Source organism: Methylobacterium crusticola, from assembly GCF_003574465.1.
Taxonomy (GTDB): domain Bacteria; phylum Pseudomonadota; class Alphaproteobacteria; order Rhizobiales; family Beijerinckiaceae; genus Methylobacterium; species Methylobacterium crusticola.
On sequence record NZ_QOWC01000186.1, the window covers coordinates 1 to 16645 of the forward strand.

The following is a 16645-nucleotide window of genomic DNA, read 5'->3' on the forward strand; positions in this document are numbered from 1 at the left end:
GCCGCCGCGGCGGTGGGAGGCGAGGAAGCGGGCCCGCAGGGTGCGGCCGATGCCCCGCGGCGCCAGGGCGGCCAGGGCCGGCGCCGCGCCGGAGGACATTGGCCGCGGGGCGTCGGGCGGGCCGGCGCACTCCGCCGGCGCCCAGCGCCGCACGATCGCGAGGGCCGAGCGGCGGCCGTAATCGGCGTAGTAGCGCCGCAGCAGCGCGACCGCGGCGTCCGCCCCCTGCCCGGCCGTGGCGAAGCCCGTGTGGCCCTCGGCGTCGCCCCCGATCTCGCCGTCCCAGCCGGCCCGCTTGATGCACCAGTAGTTGTTGAGCTTGACGCAGCGCGCCACGAAGGCCGGGTCGGCGGGGGCGGCCCAGGCCGACCAGGCGAGCGAGACCGGCACGAGGGCGTCCCGCGTCTCGGTCCGCCAGTTCGAGACCGCCCGCGCCTCGGGCCGGTAGAGCGGCGAGGCGGGTGCGGGCCTCGCCAGGGCGGCGGCCCGGGCGAGGCCGTCCCCGAGCGTCGCCGCGCCCCCGCGCACGAGGGCGGCCGCGCGCTCGGCGCCGGGACCGGCCGCGAGGCTGAGGGCGAGGAGGACGCTGAGGATCACGGGGCCGGTCGGGATCGGGGCTCGGGGTTCTGGAACGGCCGCGCGCCGGTCCGGTTCACTCGTCCTCGGCGAGCCCGAGGGTCCGCGGCGTGACGAAGCGCTCGAGGCGGCCGTGGCCGGCCTCCAGGCCGGCCTCCAGGCCGGCCTCCAGGCCGGCCCAGGACGCCGCGTCGAGGTCGATCACCGCCACGGCGGCGGTCGGGAACTTCCGGGCGAGCGTGCGCCGGTCCTCGCCCGGCCCGACCAGGGCCTGCGCGAGGTCCTGGAGGCCCGGATTGTGCCCGAGCAGCATCAGGGTGCGGGCCGCGTCGGGCGCGGCCCGCACCACGTCGAGGAGGCGCGAGGCGGGCGCCTCGTAGATCTGCGGCACGGTCTCGCTGGCGACGTCCGGCAGCGCCGGCGAGACGAGCTCCCAGGTCTCCTGCGTCCGGAGGGCCGGCGAGACCAGCACGCGGTCGGGGACCAGCCCCTCCCCGGCCAGGTAGGCGCCCATCCGGGGCGCGGCCTCCCGCCCGCGCTTGGCCAGCGGCCGCTCGGCGTCGGCCAGGCCGTCGGGCCAGGCCGCCTTGGCGTGGCGCAGGAGGATCAGGCGGCGCATCAGCGGCCCTCGCGGCGGCTCAGGAAGGCGAGCTTCTCGAACAGCCCGACATCCTGCTCGTTCTTCAGGAGCGCCCCGTGCAGCGGCGGGATCAGCTTGCGGTGGTCGCGCTCGCGCAGCTGCTCGGGGCCGATGTCCTCGGCCATCAGCAGCTTGAGCCAGTCGAGCAGCTCCGAGGTCGAGGGCTTCTTCTTCAGGCCCGGGGCCTCGCGCACCTCGAAGAAGACGCGCAGGGCCTCCTCGACCAGCCGGTGCTTGATGCCCGGGTAGTGGACGTCGACGATGGCCTTGAGCGTCTCGGCGTCCGGGAACTTGATGTAGTGGAAGAAGCAGCGGCGCAGGAAGGCGTCCGGCAGCTCCTTCTCGTTGTTCGAGGTGATGACCACGATCGGCCGGCGCGCGGCCCGCACGGTCTCCCCGGTCTCGTAGACGTGGAACTCCATGCGGTCGAGCTCGAGCAGCAGGTCGTTCGGGAACTCGATGTCGGCCTTGTCGATCTCGTCGATCAGCAGCACCGGGCGCTCGGGCGCCGTGAAGGCGTCCCAGAGCTTGCCGCGCCGGATGTAGTGGGTGATGTCCGAGACCCGCGGGTCGCCGAGCTGGGAGTCCCGCAGGCGCGAGACCGCGTCGTACTCGTAGAGCCCCTGCTGCGCCTTCGTGGTCGACTTGACGTGCCAGGTCAGCAGCGGGGCGCCCAGGCCCCGGGCGATCTCCTCCGCCAGCACGGTCTTGCCGGTGCCCGGCTCGCCCTTCACGAGGAGCGGCCGCTCCAGGGTGACGGCCGCGTTGACCGCGATCGTGAGGTCCTCCGTGGCGACGTAGGTCTCGGTTCCGGTGAAGCGCATCGGGCTCGTCTGTCCTCGCGGGTTTCCCGAAGCCTACGGGGAGACGGCGGCGCTGGCGAGTCCGGGCTGCGCGCGGCCGCGCCGGGCGGGGTCGCCGTCAGAGCTTCGAGGGATCGAACCAGACGCAGCTGCGGGCGATCACCGAGAAGTTCACCTCGGAGCGGGCGGGCTGGGGCAGCACCTCGCCGTCGATCGCCACCGTGGTCTGGTTCGAGGTCGCCCCGTCGCCGAAGGTCTGCGGCCGCGTCACGTAGCAGTACTGCTTCTCGGGCTTGGCCTCGTCGCCCTTGAAGTTCCAGCCGGTGACGATCGAGCCGTCGAGGAACGGCACCGTCTTGAACACCGTGAAGCTCGTGCGCACGGCCGCGCTCGCGGGCGCCTCGGACTTGCCCTGGTTGCCCGTGAGGGCCGACACGTCCGGCCGCCCCCGCGCCGGGGGGGCGCCGTCGAGCTTCAGAGTGTTGTCGGTGAGCGTGACCTCGCCCTTCGTCTTCAGGGTGACGTCGTTGAGGGCGGTGGTGAGGGCCGCCGCGAGCTTGTCGGAGGCGCCCCGCACGTCGTTCATGGCGGCGTAGCCGTAGAAGGCGCCGCCGAGCCCGAGGCCGGCCAGCGCCACGAAGGTGCCGAAGCCGAGCGCCCGGAACAGGAAGGCCCGGGCGTTGGCGATGCGGGCCTCGGCCCGCAGGCGCCCGTTGACGTGCTGGGCGAGGGCCACGTTCTCGGGCGTGCCCGGTGCGAGGTAGCTCACGGCCTCGGCCTCTCGATGCGGTCGTCGTCGCGGCCGGCCGCCGCGGGCCCGGCCGCCGGGACGGCCCCGCCCGGCTGGGGCCGGCGCTGGTCGAGGGGGATCGCGGCCCCCGACGCCACGGCCTCGCGCACGGCGCGCTGGGCGTCGCTGAGCCGGCCGGCGCTCTCGGCGATCTGGTCGAGCAGGAGCGGCACGCCCTCGGCGTTCATGGCGGCGTCGAGGTCGTCCTCGTCCTGGTAGGTCCTGCGGACCTGCACGGCGCAGAGCGCGAGCAGCGTCGACGCGAAGGCGGCGCAGAGGGCGGGCGCGAACACGAAGATGCGCAGGAAGGCGTGGACCTGCTGGTCGGTGACGTCGATCGGGTCGGCGCCGTAGACCATCGCCGTGAAGGAGTGGAGCTGCGAGCGCCGCACGGCGTCGCGGTAGGCCGCCTCCGCCTCGGTGACGCGGCGGTCGGCGGCGGCGCGGTCGAGGGGCGCGCGGGCGGCCCGGGCCTCGGCGAGGTTGCGGGCCACCACGAGCCGCTCGTCGCCGGCCGATTTCACGCTGCCCGCGATGGTGGCGGTGCGCGGGTCGGTGATGCAGCGCAGGTAGCTGTAGCGCCGGCCCCGGCTGTTGGTGCCCGAGACCCGCTCGCAGCGCTGGCCCGGCAGGCCGGCGAGCTGCGCCGAGGCGTCGGACGCGCGCTTCTCGAGGGCCTGGGACTCGGCCGCGTACTGCGCCACCCGCGCGTCCGCCTGGGCGATGCGGTTGTCGATCGTGCCGCGGTCCGCCTGGGCTTCCTTCAGGGCCGTGCGGGCCTTGGCGGCCTCGGCGAGGCGGGGATGGAACATCATCTCGCCGAGCTGCGACACCGACTTGGTGGTCACGCCCGCCGCCATCACGATGCCGATCACCGCGAGCGCCTTGATCAGCCCGTCGCGCTGGACCCGGATCAGGATGCCGAGCGGCACCCGGCACAGTTCGATCGCCGCGTACACCACGGGGGCGAGCAGCATGAACCAGAAGCTCTGGTCGTTCTTGTCGGCGTAGGTCTCGGCGAAGAACCAGGCGCCCGCGAGCGAGGTGCAGATCACCAGCGCCTCGACCACGTAGGCGATCGCGACGTAGCCCCAGCGGATCCGGTAGCCCTTCTGGATCGCCCGCCCCTGCTTCCAGGAATCGGTCTCGTCGCTCCAGGCGCGCTGCTCGCGCGCGATCACCCGGTCGGGAGGCTGTCTGGCCATCGCGGCTCCTCGTGCGGCCACGACGGCGACCGCCTACACGGAATCTCAATCCTTCACGCTAAGCGGGTTTTGCGCCAAAATTGCGCCCTGGGCGAGTGGATCGCGCCTGTCGTTGCGTCATTTCCGCCCATTGCGCACCGTTTTCGCGCCCACCGGCGCGACCTCCGGCCCCGTTCATCACGGGGGCGGCCAGGCAGAGACCGCCCCGGGGGCGGCCGGGCCGAGACCGCTCCGGGGGGCGTTTTGCTACGATCCGCCGCTGAGGCCCGGCGGCGTCCGGCGCCGTGTCGCGGACCACGGCCGCGGGATTAGCGGTAGAACGGATCCGACCGGCGCCCGCCGCGCCGCACGACAACCCGCGAGGCCCCGCATGTCGGACGACCGCTACCACAAGGACCGGCTCGGCAACCGCCGCCTGCATCCCGAGACCCTGATGCTCGGCTACGGCTACGACCCCGCCCTGTCGGAGGGCGCGGTGAAGCCGCCGGTGTTCCTGACCTCGACCTTCGTGTTCACGTCGGCCGAGCACGGCAAGGCGTTCTTCGACTACGTCTCGGGGCGGCGCGAGCCGCCGAAGGGCGAGACCGCCGGCCTCGTCTACTCGCGCTTCAACCATCCCAACAGCGAGATCGTCGAGGACCGCCTCGCGGTGTTCGAGGAGGCGGAGGCGGCGCTCCTGTTCTCCTCCGGCATGTCGGCCATCGCCACGACGATCCTGGCCCATGCCCGGCCGGGCGACGTGGTGCTGCACTCCCAGCCCCTCTACGGCGGCACCGAGACGCTCATCGCCAGGACGCTGGCGGGCTTCGGGATCGCCTCGGTGGGCTTTGCCGACGGCACCGACCCGGCCGGCGTGCGCCGGGCCGCCGAGGCGGCGCGGGCGGCCGGGCGCGTCACCACCATCATGATCGAGACGCCCTCGAACCCCCTCAACACCCTCGTCGACATCGCCCTGATGCGCGCGGTGGCGGACGAGATCGGGGCCGCGCAGGGCGGCGCGGCCCCGGTGGTGGTCTGCGACAACACCCTGCTCGGCCCCCTCTTCCAGCACCCGCTGCGCCACGGGGCCGACATCTCGGTCTACTCGCTCACGAAGTACGTCGGCGGCCACTCGGACCTCATCGCCGGCGCCGCCCTGGGCTCGTCCGCCCGGATGAAGCCGGTCCGCATGCTGCGCTCGGCCATCGGCACGCAGCTCGACCCGCACTCGTGCTGGATGCTCGGGCGCTCCCTCGAGACGCTGTCCCTGCGCATGAACGCGGCCAACCGCAACGGCGAGACGGTGGCCGCCATGCTGCGGGCGCACCCGCGGGTGACCCGGGTCCACCACCTCGCCCACCTCGAGCCGGGCTCGGGCGCGGCCCGGGTCTACGCCGCGCAGTGCGACGCGCCCGGCTCGACCTTCTCGTTCGACGTGGCGGGGGGCGAGGCGGAGGCCTTCCGGGTTCTCAACGCGCTCGAGCTGTTCAAGCTCGCGGTGAGCCTGGGGGGCACCGAGTCGCTCGCCAGCCACCCGGCCTCGACCACCCATTCTGGCGTGCCCAAGGAGGTCCGCGACCGCCTCGGCGTCTCCGACGCGACGATCCGGGTCTCGATCGGCATCGAGCACCCGGAGGACCTGGTGGCGGACCTCACGGCGGCGCTCGCGACCCTCGGCTGAGCCAGGCCGCCGATCGGCGGCCGGGCGGCGCCTTTCCGCTTGCCCCGGCGGTCCCCCTCCGCATGATGGCGGCGGGCGCCGCGGCCGGCCGCGCCGCCCCGCTCCCCGCCACGCACCCCGAGAGGCCTCGCCGCTCCCGATGACCGAGCCCGCCGCGTCCGGATCCTACAAGGAGGCCATCCTGTTCCTGGTCACGGCCGGGATCGTGGTGCCGCTGTTCCATCGCCTGCGCGTCAGCCCCGTCCTCGGCTTCATCGGCGCGGGCGCGCTGCTCGGGCCCTTCGGCCTCGGCCGGCTCACCGGGGGGCTGCCCTGGCTCGGCGCGGTCACGATCAGCAACCGCACCGAGATCGCCCACCTCGCCGAGCTCGGCGTGGTCTTCCTGATGTTCATGATCGGGGTCGAGCTGTCCTGGGAGCGCCTGCGCATCCTGCGGCGGCTGGTCTTCGGCCTCGGCTCGCTGCAGGTGCTGGCCTCGAGCCTGATCCTCGGCCTGATCCTCGTGCTGCTCGAGGTCCCGCCCACCGCCGCGATCCTGGTCGGGCTGGCCCTCGCCCTCTCCTCCACCGCCATCGTGCTGCCGGTCCTCGCCGAGCAGAAGCGCCTGAACACGCCGGCCGGCCGCTCGAGCTTCGCGGTGCTGCTGTTCCAGGACCTCGCGGTGGCCCCGGTGCTGTTCGCCATCGCGGTGCTCGGCCGCAAGGACGGCGACGCCCTCGGCGGGCTCGCCCTGGCGCTCGGGCAGGCCGTCGTGGCGCTGGCGCTCCTCGTCGGGGCCGGGCGCCTGGGGCTGCGGCCCCTGTTCCAGCTCGTCGCCCGCACCCGCAGCCCCGAGCTGTTCATGGCCGCCTGCCTCCTCGTGATCGCGGCGACGGCCCTCGTCGCGGCGGCGAGCGGCCTGTCGATGACGCTCGGGGCCTTCGTGGCCGGCCTGCTCCTCGCCGAGACCGAGTACCGGCGCGCCATCGAGGCCACCATCGACCCGTTCAAGGGGCTGCTGCTCGGGGTGTTCTTCGTCTCGGTCGGCATGAACATCGACCCCGCCGTGCTGGTGCGGACGCCCCTCACCATCCTGGGCCTCGCCCTCGGGCTGATCGGCCTCAAGGGCGCGGTGATCGTCGGGGTCGGCACCGCCCTGCGGCTGCCCCGCGCGGTGGCGCTCGAATCGGCCCTCCTGCTCGGGCCGGGGGGCGAGTTCGCCTTCGTGCTCGTGGGGAGCGCCGTCGCGGCCGGCCTCGTGCCGGAGGATCTCGGGCAGGCCGCCCTGGTGGTCACCACCGTGACGATGGTGCTGATCCCGGGGCTCGCGGCGCTCGCCCGCCGCCTGGGCCGGCGCATCGACCGGCAGAGCCTCGGGCGCGCCCGGGCCGAGCCGCCCCCGGAGCGCCAGCAGGGCCGCGTCATCGTGGCGGGCTACGGCCGGGTCGGGCGCCTCGTCGGCGAGATGCTGGCGCGCCACAAGGTGCCCTACCTCGCCCTCGACATGGACGCGACCCGGGTCGCCGACCAGCGCCGCCTCGGCAACCCGGTCTATTTCGGCGATTCGGCCAACCCCGACCTCCTGCGCCGCTGCGGCATCGAGACCGCCCGCGCCCTGGTGGTGACGCTCGATTCGCCGCGGGCCATCGAGGCGGTGGTGGCGGCGGCCCGGGCCGAGCGGGCCGACCTCACCATCGTGGCCCGGGCCCGCGACGCCCGCCACGCCACCGCCCTCTACGAGATGGGCGTCGACGACGCGGTGCCGGAGACGATCGAGGCCTCGCTCCAGCTCTCGGAGGCCGTCCTGGTCGACGTCGGCGTGCCGATGGGGCTCGTGATCGCCTCGATCCACGAGCGCCGCGACGAGTTCCGCGCCCTCCTCAAGCGCAAGGAGGTGCCCTCGCCGGAGTTCCAGGGCCGGCGCACCGTGGGCAAGGGCGCGTGAGCACCGCGACGTCGGCCCGCTTCGCGCCCCAGCAGGAGGCGGCGCTCAAGGCCGTCTCGGCCTGGCTGAAGCGGGGAAGCCCGCAGGTGTTCCGCCTGTTCGGCTTCGCCGGCACGGGCAAGACCACCCTGGCGCGCCGCCTCGCCGAGGACGTCGACGGCGGCGTGCTGTTCGGCGCCTACACCGGCAAGGCCGCCTCGGTGATGCGCGCCCGGGGCTGCCCCGACGCCGCGACCATCCACAGCCTGATCTACCGCACCCGCGAGGACGCGGAGGGCGGGCCGGCCTTCACCCTCCACCGCACCGGGCCGGTGAGCAAGGCGGCGCTGGTGGTCATCGACGAGTGCTCGATGGTCGACGGCGACCTCGGCAACGACCTCCTGTCCTTCGGCACGCCGGTGCTGGTCCTGGGCGACCCGGCGCAGCTGCCCCCCGTCAAGGGCGGGGGCTTCTTCACGCAGGCCGAGCCCGACGTGATGCTGACCGAGATCCACCGGCAGGCCGCCGACGACCCGATCGTGCGCCTCGCCATGGCGGTGCGCGAGGGCGGGCGCCTCGAGCCCGGGGCCTACGGCGAGAGCCGGGTGATCCCGCGCCGCGCCATTGACCCCGGGACCGTGCTCGCCGCCGACCAGGTCCTGGTCGGGCTCAACCGCACCCGGCGCCTCTACAACGGCCGCATCCGCGAGCTGATCGGCCACGCCGACCCGATGCCGGCGGTGGGCGAGAAGCTGGTCTGCCTGCGCAACGACCGCACCAAGGGCCTGCTCAACGGCTCGACCTGGACCGTGCAGGCCCTGCGCGCCGCGCCCCGGCCCGACCTGGTCCGCCTCGAGGTGGTGCCGGAGGACGATCCCGCGCTCCGGCGCAAGGCCCAGGACATCCGGGTCCTCAGGGCGATCATCAGCGGCAGCGACGAGGAGATCCCGGCGATCCTGCGGCGCGAGACGGAGGAGTTCACCTACGGCTACGCGCTCACCGTGCACAAGGCGCAGGGCTCGCAATGGGGCAAGGTGGTCCTGTTCGACGAGTCCTTCGCCTTCCGGGAGCACCGGGCGCGCTGGCTCTACACCGGCCTGACCCGGGCCGCGGAGGCGGTCACGGTCGTGGTGTAGGACGCTGTCGATGACGACGCGCGGCCGGTCCCACGGCTGGCGGTCGCGGCGCTGGATCGCCTCCCACGATGGCGGACCTCCACCCCTCGACGCGACGGCGATGCTCCTCGGCATCCGAGCACACGACCTCGATCGGCCCCACCGGGGCACGGGCAGCCACGGCCCGCCATCCCTCGCGGCGGCGACAGGCCCGTCCGAGCCGGGTCCAGCCTGCGGGGCCTCGGCCCTGTCGCCGCCCTTATGCACCGGCAGCCCGCCGCGCCTCGATCTCCCGCGTCCCGCGGTCGTGGACATCCGACGCGCTCTCGAGAGTGAGGAGGCCGCCGACGATCAGTTCATCGCCGCCCGTCACCCCGCGTCAGGCGGCCGGCCCGGTGCCCTGGTCGTCACGCCCCGCCGCGCCGCGCTGGACGAACGCTCCCGCAACCCCCACCTACGCCGCAGCACGATGCGACGAGGCGCGCAGGAGACCGATCCTTGGCCAACGACGACGCGGGGGGCGCCCCCCGCATGCACGCGACGACGATCCTGATGGTGCGCAAGCGCGGGCGCGTCGTCATCGGGGGCGACGGCCAGGTCAGCCTCGGCCAGACCATCGTCAAGGGCAACGCCCGCAAGGTCCGGCGGTTGGCCAAGGGCGCGGTGATCGGGGGCTTCGCGGGCGCCACCGCGGACGCCTTCACGCTGTTCGAGCGCCTGGAGGGCAAGCTCGAGCAGTATCCGGGCCAGCTCACCCGCGCCTGCGTCGAGCTCACCAAGGACTGGCGCACCGACCGCTACCTGCGGCGCCTCGAGGCCATGATGCTGGTCGCCGACAAGGACGTGAGCCTGCTCCTGTCGGGTGCCGGCGACGTGCTGGAGCCCGAGGGCGGCGTGATGGCGATCGGCTCCGGCGGCAACTACGCGCTCGCCGCCGCCCGCGCGCTCGAGGACCAGGACCTCGACGCCGAGGCGATCGTGCGCCGCTCGATGGCGATCGCGGCCGAGATCTGCGTCTATACCAACGGCAACCTCGTCATCGAGAGCCTGGACGCGGCCTGAGGCCCCCCCGCTCCCGCAAGCTCCCGGCAGCGACACCTCTCCTCTTTCGCGCGGCGCGCGCCGCGCCGCCCCCCAGGACCCCGATGAGTACCTTCTCCCCCCGCGAAATCGTCTCGGAGCTCGATCGCTACATCGTCGGCCAGGGCGACGCGAAGCGCGCGGTCGCGATCGCGCTGCGCAACCGCTGGCGCCGCCAGCAGCTCCAGGGCCCCCTCCGCGAGGAGGTGGCGCCCAAGAACATCCTGATGATCGGCCCGACCGGGTGCGGGAAGACGGAGATCTCGCGCCGCCTCGCGCGGCTCGCCGGCGCGCCCTTCCTGAAGGTCGAGGCCACCAAGTTCACCGAGGTCGGCTACGTCGGCCGGGACGTCGAGCAGATCGTGCGCGACCTCGTCGAGGTCGGCATCGGCCTCAAGCGCGACGAGAAGCGCCGCGGCGTGCAGGCCAAGGCCGAGGCCGCCGCCGAGGCCCGCGTCCTCGACGCGCTCGTCGGCCCGACGTCGAGCCAGGCGACCCGCGACGCGTTCCGGCGCCGCCTGCGGGCGGGCGAGCTCGACGACAAGGAGATCGAGCTCGAGCTCTCCGGCGGCCCGGCGGGCCTGCCGATGTTCGAGATCCCGGGGATGCCCGGCGCCGCGATGGGCGCGATCAACCTCGGCGACATGCTCGGCAAGGCGATCGGCGGGCAGAAGGGCAAGCCGCGGCGGATGAGCGTGCGGGACGCCTACGCGCCCCTGATCAACGAGGAATCCGACAAGCTCCTCGACCAGGACGGCATCGTCCAGGAGGCCCTGCGCGAGGTCGAGGACAACGGGATCGTGTTCCTCGACGAGATCGACAAGATCTGCGCCCGCGAGGGCCGCTCGGGCGCCGACGTCTCCCGCGAGGGGGTGCAGCGCGACCTGCTGCCGCTGATCGAGGGCACCACCGTCGCGACGAAGCACGGGCCGGTGAAGACCGACCACATCCTGTTCATCGCCAGCGGCGCCTTCCACGTCTCGAAGCCCTCCGACCTCCTGCCCGAGCTCCAGGGCCGCCTGCCGATCCGGGTCGAGCTGAGCCCGCTCACGGTCGACGACTTCCGCCGCATCCTGACCGAGACGGAGGCGAGCCTCCTCAAGCAGGCGGTGGCCCTGATGGCGACCGAGGGGGTGACGGTCGCCTTCACGGACGACGCCGTCGACGCGCTCGCCCGGGTCGCCGTCGACGTGAACTCGTCCGTCGAGAACATCGGGGCGCGGCGGTTGCAGACCGTGCTCGAGCGCGTGCTGGACGAGATCTCGTTCACGGCGCCCGACCGCTCCGGCGAGAGCGTCTCCATCGACGCCGCCTACGTGCGCGACCGGGTGGAGAGCCTGGCCCAGAACGCCGACCTCAGCCGGTTCATCCTCTGAGGCGACCCGCGGGGAGGCTCCCCGGGGCCCGCCGCGGCCCGCCTCACCCCGTCCAGACCTGCCCGGGCCGGAGAGCCAGGAAGCGCTCCGCCGGCAGCCCCTGCGCGTCGAGGGCCTCGGCCAGGGCGGCGACCGGCCGCTCGATCCCCTCGTTGGTGAGCCGGAACGTGCCCCAATGGTGCCCCAGCGCCTGCGCGGCCCCGACCTCGCCCAGGGCCCGCACCGCCTCCTCGGGGTTCATGTGCTGGGCCTGCATGAACCAGCGCGGCTCGTAGGCGCCGATCGGCAGGGTGGCGAGGCGCGGCGGCCCGAAGCGCGCGCGCACGTCCCGGAAGATCGCGCCGTCGCCGTAGCCGGTGTCGCCGACGTGGTAGAGCACGCCCTGCGGGGTCGTCAGCACGAAGGCGCACCAGAGCGCCATGCGGCGGTCGTTCACGCCCCGGGCCGACCAGTGGTAGGCCGGCGTCAGGTGGACCGTCAGGCCGCCGCCGAGATCGACCGTGTCGCCCCAGTCGCGGGCCTCGACCCGCATCGTCGCGTCGTAGCTGCGCAGGATGGCGTCGTTGCCGAGCGGCGCCACGAAGGCCGGCTCGTGCTCGGCCCAGAGCCGGGCCAGGGTCGGGCCGTCGAGATGGTCGTAGTGGTTGTGGGTGATCAGGACCGCGTCGATGGGCGGCAGGGCCGCGAAGGCGATCCCGGGCGGGTTGGCGCGCCGCGGGCCCGCGAAGCCCACCGGGCTCGCCCGGTTGGCGTAGACCGGGTCGATCAGGATGTTGCGGCCCGCGACCTGGATCAGCAGGCTGGCGTGCCCGATGTGGACCACCCGCAGGGCGTCGGAGCGCTCGGGCGGCGCGTCGGCCGGGAACGGGCTCGGGAACCGCGACGGCCAGGCCTCCCGCCCCCCGCCGAACTGCCAGCGCGCCAGCGCGGCGACGTCCTTGTCCTGCGGCTGGCCGGGCGAGAAGAAGCGCGTGCCGTCGAAGTGATCGCTCGCCGGCCCCTCGTAGTAGGGATTGCGGCTGCGCCGGTGCGCGGCGTAGCCGACCCCCCCGAGGGTCATCACCGTCACGGCGCTGGCGAGCTTGAGGAGGCTCCGGTTCTTCATGGCCGGTGACATGGCCGGGCGACGGCCGAGGTCAAGCCGCGCGTCCGGGGACCCTTCGCCGCGGCGCAAGAGGATTGCGCATCGCCGCCCGATCCTTACATTCGACCCATCGGCAACAAACGAAAGGAGGTGATCGAGTGTCTCATTGTCATCGACCGCGGTCGTCGGCGCAGCGGGCCTGGATCGTCGCCTCCGGCCTCTCAGCCTGAGCGCAGCACACGATCGAGGACCGGCTACCGGTCTTCCTCAGATCGGCCGAACCGCGGTTCGGCAATGGAAGGGCCGCTCCCCGACAGGGGAGCGGCCCTTCGCCGTTCCGGCGGGCGCAGGGCCGTCGTCGCGGGTCGTCCGCGGGCCTCGCGTCAGCTCGTCCGCGCGAGGGCGGCCACCTCGGCCTCGGCCAGGAGGCGGCGCAGGGTGGCGTTCTCGGCCTCGAGGGCGCTGACGCGCTGCCGCAGGGCCGCGACGGACAGGGCGGGCTCGGGGGTCGCGGTGCGGGTCTCCTCCTCGACGAAGACCACGCCGACGCCGTCGTCCCTCCGCCAGCGCAGGGAGGCCTTGTGCACGCGGTCCTTGGCCGGGATGATCAGGTCGAACCCGTCCGGTAGCGTCGCCGTCTGGCTCAGCATCAGCCGGGCGCCCGAGGGCGACAGGTCGCGGACCAGGCAGTCCATGCTGGAATTGCCACCGTTGAAGACGATGCGGCCCTTCAGGAAGGTGCGCAGCCGTGATTCCTTGCGCGACTCGGACATGACCGGCCACCCCTCGGCCTCGGACGGATCCACGAGGGTGAGCATGCGCCCCTGACGATTAAGGAAAGCTCGCCGGGACCGTCGCGGGTCCGGGCGCCCGGTGTTTCCCGGGCGCGGGCCCGATGGGCGCTGCGGCGCTCCGCTCCGGCGCCTGGCGGCCCCGCGCCGGCCTCTTCGCGCCGGCCTCTTGGCGCCGACCTCGTGGCGCCGGCGCGGTCGCGCCGGGCTCAGTCGCCGGCCGGCGCGAGGCTCTGGAACAGGTAGAAGCCGTTGAAGCGCACGGCGGTCGCCGCCGCGGCGCGGTCGAACCCGGCCCGGCCCGGGGCGCTGCCGTCGAGCGTGCCGCCGAAGGCCCAGCGTGCCTCGGTGACGAAGTGCGGTACGGCGTAGTCCTCCGGCACGGCGCAGACCAGACCGTCGAGCCCCTTGAGGCGGAACAGGTTGTAGGTTCGCATCGGATCACCTCCGGCCGCGGCTGCTGACATGGTGAAATCCGTTAACGGTCGAATCTGACAAGACTATGTCAGGCTTTGCGGCCGCTGACCACAGGATTTTCCGCGATCGCCGCCCGGGTGTCCTTGTTCCTCCCCTGCGTCTCACGAAATCGTGTGTGCCCGGAACGGGATTGTGCTCTGCACAATGGCGCCCGGCGAGCTGAGAGGGGACGTGGCCCGGGGGATATTTTTCCTTCGACTTGGATCAGGTCCAATCGGGCGGGATCTGATCGATCGCCGCGGTTTCGCGCTGCTGCCCGAAGCCTTGCCGGGCGGGAGGCGACGGGGCGGCGAGCGCCGGCACGTGCCTCCCGGGGCCGGGGCCGCTCCGACCGGAGCGGGCGCGGCTCTAGGCCTCCGGCACGTTGCGCTCGAGCTCGGCGAGCCAGGCGCGGGCGTTGCCGTCGGAGGGCGCGCGCCAGTCGCCACGGGGCGAGAGCGCCCCGCCGGCCGCGACCTTCGGGCCGTTCGGCAGGGCCGAGCGCTTGAACTGGCTGAAGCCGAAGAAGCGCTGGAGGAACACCTTCAGCCAGGCCCGGATCTCCGGCAGGTCGTAGGCGCCGCGCCGGGCCTCCGGGAAGCCGGGGGGCCAGGGCCCGCGGGCCGCGTCGCCCCAGGCCTGGAGGGCCAGGAACGCGATCTTCGAGGGCCGGTAGCCGTAGCGCAGCGTGTAGAACAGGGTGAAGTCCTGGAGCGCGTAGGGGCCGATCCTGGATTCCGTGCTCTGGATCGCCTGGCCCTCCTCGGCCGGCACCAGTTCGGGCGAGATCTCGGTGGCCAGGATCGCCTCGAGGGTGCGGCCCACCTCCGGGTCGAACTGGCCGGACGCGATCACCCAGCGGATCAGGTGCTGGATCAGGGTCTTGGGCACGCCGGCATTGACCCCGTAATGGGACATCTGGTCGCCGACGCCGTAGGTGCACCAGCCGAGCGCCAGCTCCGAGAGGTCGCCGGTGCCGACCACGATCGCGTCGTTCTGGTTGGCGAGGCGGAACAGGTAGTCGGTGCGCAGGCCCGCCTGCACGTTCTCGAAGGTCACGTCGTAGACCTTCTCGCCGCGCCCGAACGGGTGGCCCATGTCGGCGAGCATCTGGGTCGCGGCCGGGCGGATGTCGAGCTCCGCCGCGCGGGTGCCGAGCGCCGCCATCAGCCGGTGGGCGTTGCCCTTGGTCTCGTCCGAGGTGGCGAAGCCCGGCATGGTGTAGGTCAGGATGTCGGTCCGCGGCAGCCCCAGGCGGTCGAAGGCCTTGGCGGCCACGATCAGCGCGTGGGTCGAGTCGAGGCCGCCCGAGATGCCGATCACGACCCGGCGGGTGCCGATGGCCTCGAGGCGCTGGGCGAGCCCCGCCACCTGGATGTTGTAGCCCTCGTAGCAATCCTGGGCGAGGCGCGCGGGGTCGGCGGGCACGAAGGGGAAGCGCTCGACGGTGCGGCAGAGGCCGAGATCGGCCTCCGCGGGGGAGACCCGGAAGCCGATGCGGCGGAACGCCGGCCCTGCCGCGAGGGCGCGGGCGTTGTCGTCGAAGCTGCCCATCTGGGCCCGCTCCTGGCGCAGGCGGTCGAGGTCGACGTCCGCCACCGTCACCCCGGCCTCCGCGGGGAAGCGCTCGCCCTCGGCGAGGAGCACGCCGTCCTCGTAGATCACGGTGTGGCCGTCCCACGAGAGGTCCGTGGTCGACTCGCCGGGGCCCGCCGCGGCGTACACGTAGGCCGACAGGCAGCGGGCCGACGCCGACTGGCAGAGCAGCTTGCGGCTCTCGGCCCGCCCGATGGTGATCGGGCTGCCCGAGAGGTTCGCCAGCACCGTCGCGCCGGCGAGCGCCGCGAGCGCCGAGGGCGGCACCGGGATCCACATGTCCTCGCAGATCTCGACCCCGAGGACGAGACCGGGCAGGTCCTCGGCGGCGAACACGAGATCGGTCCCGAACGGCACCGTCTCGTCCCCGAGCCGGATCGCCTCCCCGGCGAGGCCCGCCCCGGCGGCGAAGTGGCGCTTCTCGTAGAACTCGCGGTAGTTCGGCAGGTAGCTCTTCGGCACCACGCCGAGCACCCGCCCGCGGTGGAGCACGATCGCGGTGTTGTAGATCCGGTTGCGGTGCCGCAGCGGCGCGCCCACCACGCAGACCGGCATCAGGTCGCGGGTTCCCTCCCGGAGCGTTCCGACGGCGGCCTCGACCCCGTCGAGGAGCGTCTCCTGGAGCAGCAGGTCCTCGATGGCGTAGGCCGAGAGGCACAGCTCCGGGAACACCGCGACGGCGACGCCGCGCCCGTGGCACTGCGCGGCGAGGCGCAGGATCTCGGCCGCGTTGGCGGCGGGATCCGCGATGCGGCTCCGCCCGACGCAGGCCGCGACCCGGGCGAAACCGTGCCGGTAGAGGGATCGGAACATCGGGCCGTGAACCTCGCGCCTGGAGAGACCCCGCCTTCTAACCCGCGGGAGCGCCCCGTGGCACCCCGGGCCCGGAACTGCCCGGGCCCCCCGGGGCCGCCCGGTCCCCCCCCGGGGGCCGCTCGGGGACGGTCCCGGCCCCGGCTGCCTAATCGGGCGTTAACGATGACGCGCCTAACTGGAGCGACGCAGCGGCCGCGGGCCGCCTCAATCCAGCCGGCATCATGAGATCATCGGGACGGCCACCCTTCTCCGACTCCTCTCCCCGCCTGCCCCGGGGGCTGAGCGACCGCACGAATCCGGCCGCGCGCCGCGGGCTCACGCTCGGCGCCCTGGCCCAGACCGTCATGAGCCTGCGGGCGATCCTCGCGCGGCGCTTCGGACCGCCCGCGCCGCCGCCGCCCCGCGACCACGGCCTGAGCCAGCGCGCCACTCCGACCTGGATGGCCGACGCGCTGGTGCGGCCCGTCCCCCGGGCCGGCCACGGGCCCGCCGCCCCGGCGCAGCCCTGGACCGAGGGCGCCCGCGCGGCGCCGCCCGGCGCCGTCGCCGACCCGTGGGCGGCTCCGCCGGAGCCCTGGAGCACGGAGCCCTGGAGCACGGAGACCTGGAGCACCGAGGCCTGGCGCGCTGAGGCTTTGCGCGCGGACGCCCGGCGCCTGGAGGCCTCGGGCCCCCTCGCCGCCGATCCCCGTGCGTCGCGTGCCCAGGCCGCGCCCCCCCGCGCCGCGAGCCCTCAAGGTCCGCGCCCCGCGGA

Annotated in this window: 13 protein-coding genes and 2 pseudogenes; 6 read left to right on the forward strand and 9 right to left on the reverse strand. The window is 73.9% G+C overall.

All coding sequences use genetic code 11. The features are described from left to right. From DT057_RS29150 to DT057_RS29170, 5 genes and pseudogenes are all read right to left on the reverse strand, one after another. Window positions 1-597, reverse strand: a pseudogene (locus tag DT057_RS29150) (hypothetical protein); the annotation flags it as partial. A 55-nt stretch (window positions 598-652) separates the two neighbouring features. Further along, window positions 653-1195 (reverse strand): SixA phosphatase family protein, encoded by a 543-nt coding sequence (locus DT057_RS29155; protein ID WP_128565572.1) that lies wholly within the window; start codon window positions 1193-1195, stop codon window positions 653-655. Next, window positions 1195-2040 (reverse strand): AAA family ATPase, encoded by an 846-nt coding sequence (locus DT057_RS29160; protein WP_128565573.1) that lies wholly within the window; start codon window positions 2038-2040, stop codon window positions 1195-1197. Before DT057_RS29160 ends, DT057_RS29155 begins: the two co-directional genes overlap by 1 nt. 97 nt (window positions 2041-2137) lie before the next feature. After that, a complete protein-coding gene (locus DT057_RS29165; RefSeq protein WP_128565574.1) occupies window positions 2138-2788 on the reverse strand; it encodes a hypothetical protein in 651 nt (216 codons plus the stop codon). Then, on the reverse strand, window positions 2785-4014 hold the full coding sequence (locus DT057_RS29170; RefSeq protein WP_128565575.1) for an ATPase: 1230 nt from the start codon (window positions 4012-4014) through the stop codon (window positions 2785-2787). The genes DT057_RS29165 and DT057_RS29170 overlap by 4 nt, the downstream gene beginning before the upstream one ends. Before the next feature lie 370 nt (window positions 4015-4384). Here DT057_RS29170 and DT057_RS29175 point away from each other — a divergent pair, with 370 nt between their 5' ends. The 5 genes from DT057_RS29175 to hslU all read left to right on the forward strand — a co-directional run bounded on the left by DT057_RS29175 (window position 4385) and on the right by hslU (window position 11148). Next, complete coding sequence (locus DT057_RS29175) at window positions 4385-5674, forward strand: cystathionine gamma-synthase family protein (protein WP_128565576.1); 1290 nt, start codon at window positions 4385-4387, stop codon at window positions 5672-5674. A gap of 139 nt (window positions 5675-5813) precedes the next feature. Next, complete coding sequence (locus DT057_RS29180; protein WP_128565577.1) at window positions 5814-7598, forward strand: cation:proton antiporter domain-containing protein; 1785 nt, start codon at window positions 5814-5816, stop codon at window positions 7596-7598. Further along, complete coding sequence (locus tag DT057_RS29185) at window positions 7595-8713, forward strand: ATP-dependent DNA helicase (RefSeq protein ID WP_128565578.1); 1119 nt, start codon at window positions 7595-7597, stop codon at window positions 8711-8713. The genes DT057_RS29180 and DT057_RS29185 overlap by 4 nt, the downstream gene beginning before the upstream one ends. Before the next feature lie 510 nt (window positions 8714-9223). Next, the gene (gene hslV, locus DT057_RS29195) at window positions 9224-9754 is read left to right on the forward strand and encodes an ATP-dependent protease subunit HslV (RefSeq protein ID WP_128565583.1); all 531 of its coding nucleotides are present in this window, start codon (window positions 9224-9226) and stop codon (window positions 9752-9754) included. A gap of 83 nt (window positions 9755-9837) precedes the next feature. Next, on the forward strand, window positions 9838-11148 hold the full coding sequence (gene hslU / locus DT057_RS29200; RefSeq protein ID WP_128565579.1) for an ATP-dependent protease ATPase subunit HslU: 1311 nt from the start codon (window positions 9838-9840) through the stop codon (window positions 11146-11148). Between the two features lie 43 nt (window positions 11149-11191). Here hslU and DT057_RS29205 read toward each other — a convergent pair whose 3' ends face one another. The 4 genes from DT057_RS29205 to DT057_RS29220 all read right to left on the reverse strand — a co-directional run bounded on the left by DT057_RS29205 (window position 11192) and on the right by DT057_RS29220 (window position 15888). Beyond that, window positions 11192-12253: an MBL fold metallo-hydrolase gene (locus DT057_RS29205; RefSeq protein ID WP_128565580.1), complete on the reverse strand. Its 1062-nt coding sequence runs from the start codon at window positions 12251-12253 to the stop codon at window positions 11192-11194. Window positions 12254-12615: 362 nt separating this feature from the next. Beyond that, window positions 12616-13005, reverse strand: coding sequence for a PilZ domain-containing protein (locus DT057_RS29210; protein WP_128565584.1), 390 nt, complete (start codon window positions 13003-13005; stop codon window positions 12616-12618). Between the two features lie 227 nt (window positions 13006-13232). Beyond that, the gene (locus DT057_RS29215; RefSeq protein WP_128565581.1) at window positions 13233-13460 is read right to left on the reverse strand and encodes a hypothetical protein; all 228 of its coding nucleotides are present in this window, start codon (window positions 13458-13460) and stop codon (window positions 13233-13235) included. Between the two features lie 388 nt (window positions 13461-13848). Beyond that, window positions 13849-15888: an NAD(+) synthase gene (locus DT057_RS29220; RefSeq protein ID WP_128565582.1), complete on the reverse strand. Its 2040-nt coding sequence runs from the start codon at window positions 15886-15888 to the stop codon at window positions 13849-13851. A 224-nt stretch (window positions 15889-16112) separates the two neighbouring features. Between DT057_RS29220 and DT057_RS29225 the strand changes: the two are divergent. Further along, window positions 16113-16645, forward strand: a pseudogene (locus tag DT057_RS29225) (hypothetical protein); the annotation flags it as partial.

Coding starts and splice junctions, on each gene's coding strand:
- DT057_RS29155 (WP_128565572.1), bottom strand. CDS start 1,195: ATGCGCCGCCTGATCCTCCTGCGCCACGCCAAGGCGGCCTGGCCCGAC.
- DT057_RS29160 (WP_128565573.1), bottom strand. CDS start 2,040: ATGCGCTTCACCGGAACCGAGACCTACGTCGCCACGGAGGACCTCACG.
- DT057_RS29170 (WP_128565575.1), bottom strand. CDS start 4,014: ATGGCCAGACAGCCTCCCGACCGGGTGATCGCGCGCGAGCAGCGCGCC.
- DT057_RS29175 (WP_128565576.1), top strand. CDS start 4,385: ATGTCGGACGACCGCTACCACAAGGACCGGCTCGGCAACCGCCGCCTG.
- DT057_RS29180 (WP_128565577.1), top strand. CDS start 5,814: ATGACCGAGCCCGCCGCGTCCGGATCCTACAAGGAGGCCATCCTGTTC.
- hslV (WP_128565583.1), top strand. CDS start 9,224: ATGCACGCGACGACGATCCTGATGGTGCGCAAGCGCGGGCGCGTCGTC.
- hslU (WP_128565579.1), top strand. CDS start 9,838: ATGAGTACCTTCTCCCCCCGCGAAATCGTCTCGGAGCTCGATCGCTAC.
- DT057_RS29205 (WP_128565580.1), bottom strand. CDS start 12,253: ATGAAGAACCGGAGCCTCCTCAAGCTCGCCAGCGCCGTGACGGTGATG.
- DT057_RS29210 (WP_128565584.1), bottom strand. CDS start 13,005: ATGTCCGAGTCGCGCAAGGAATCACGGCTGCGCACCTTCCTGAAGGGC.
- DT057_RS29215 (WP_128565581.1), bottom strand. CDS start 13,460: ATGCGAACCTACAACCTGTTCCGCCTCAAGGGGCTCGACGGTCTGGTC.
- DT057_RS29220 (WP_128565582.1), bottom strand. CDS start 15,888: ATGTTCCGATCCCTCTACCGGCACGGTTTCGCCCGGGTCGCGGCCTGC.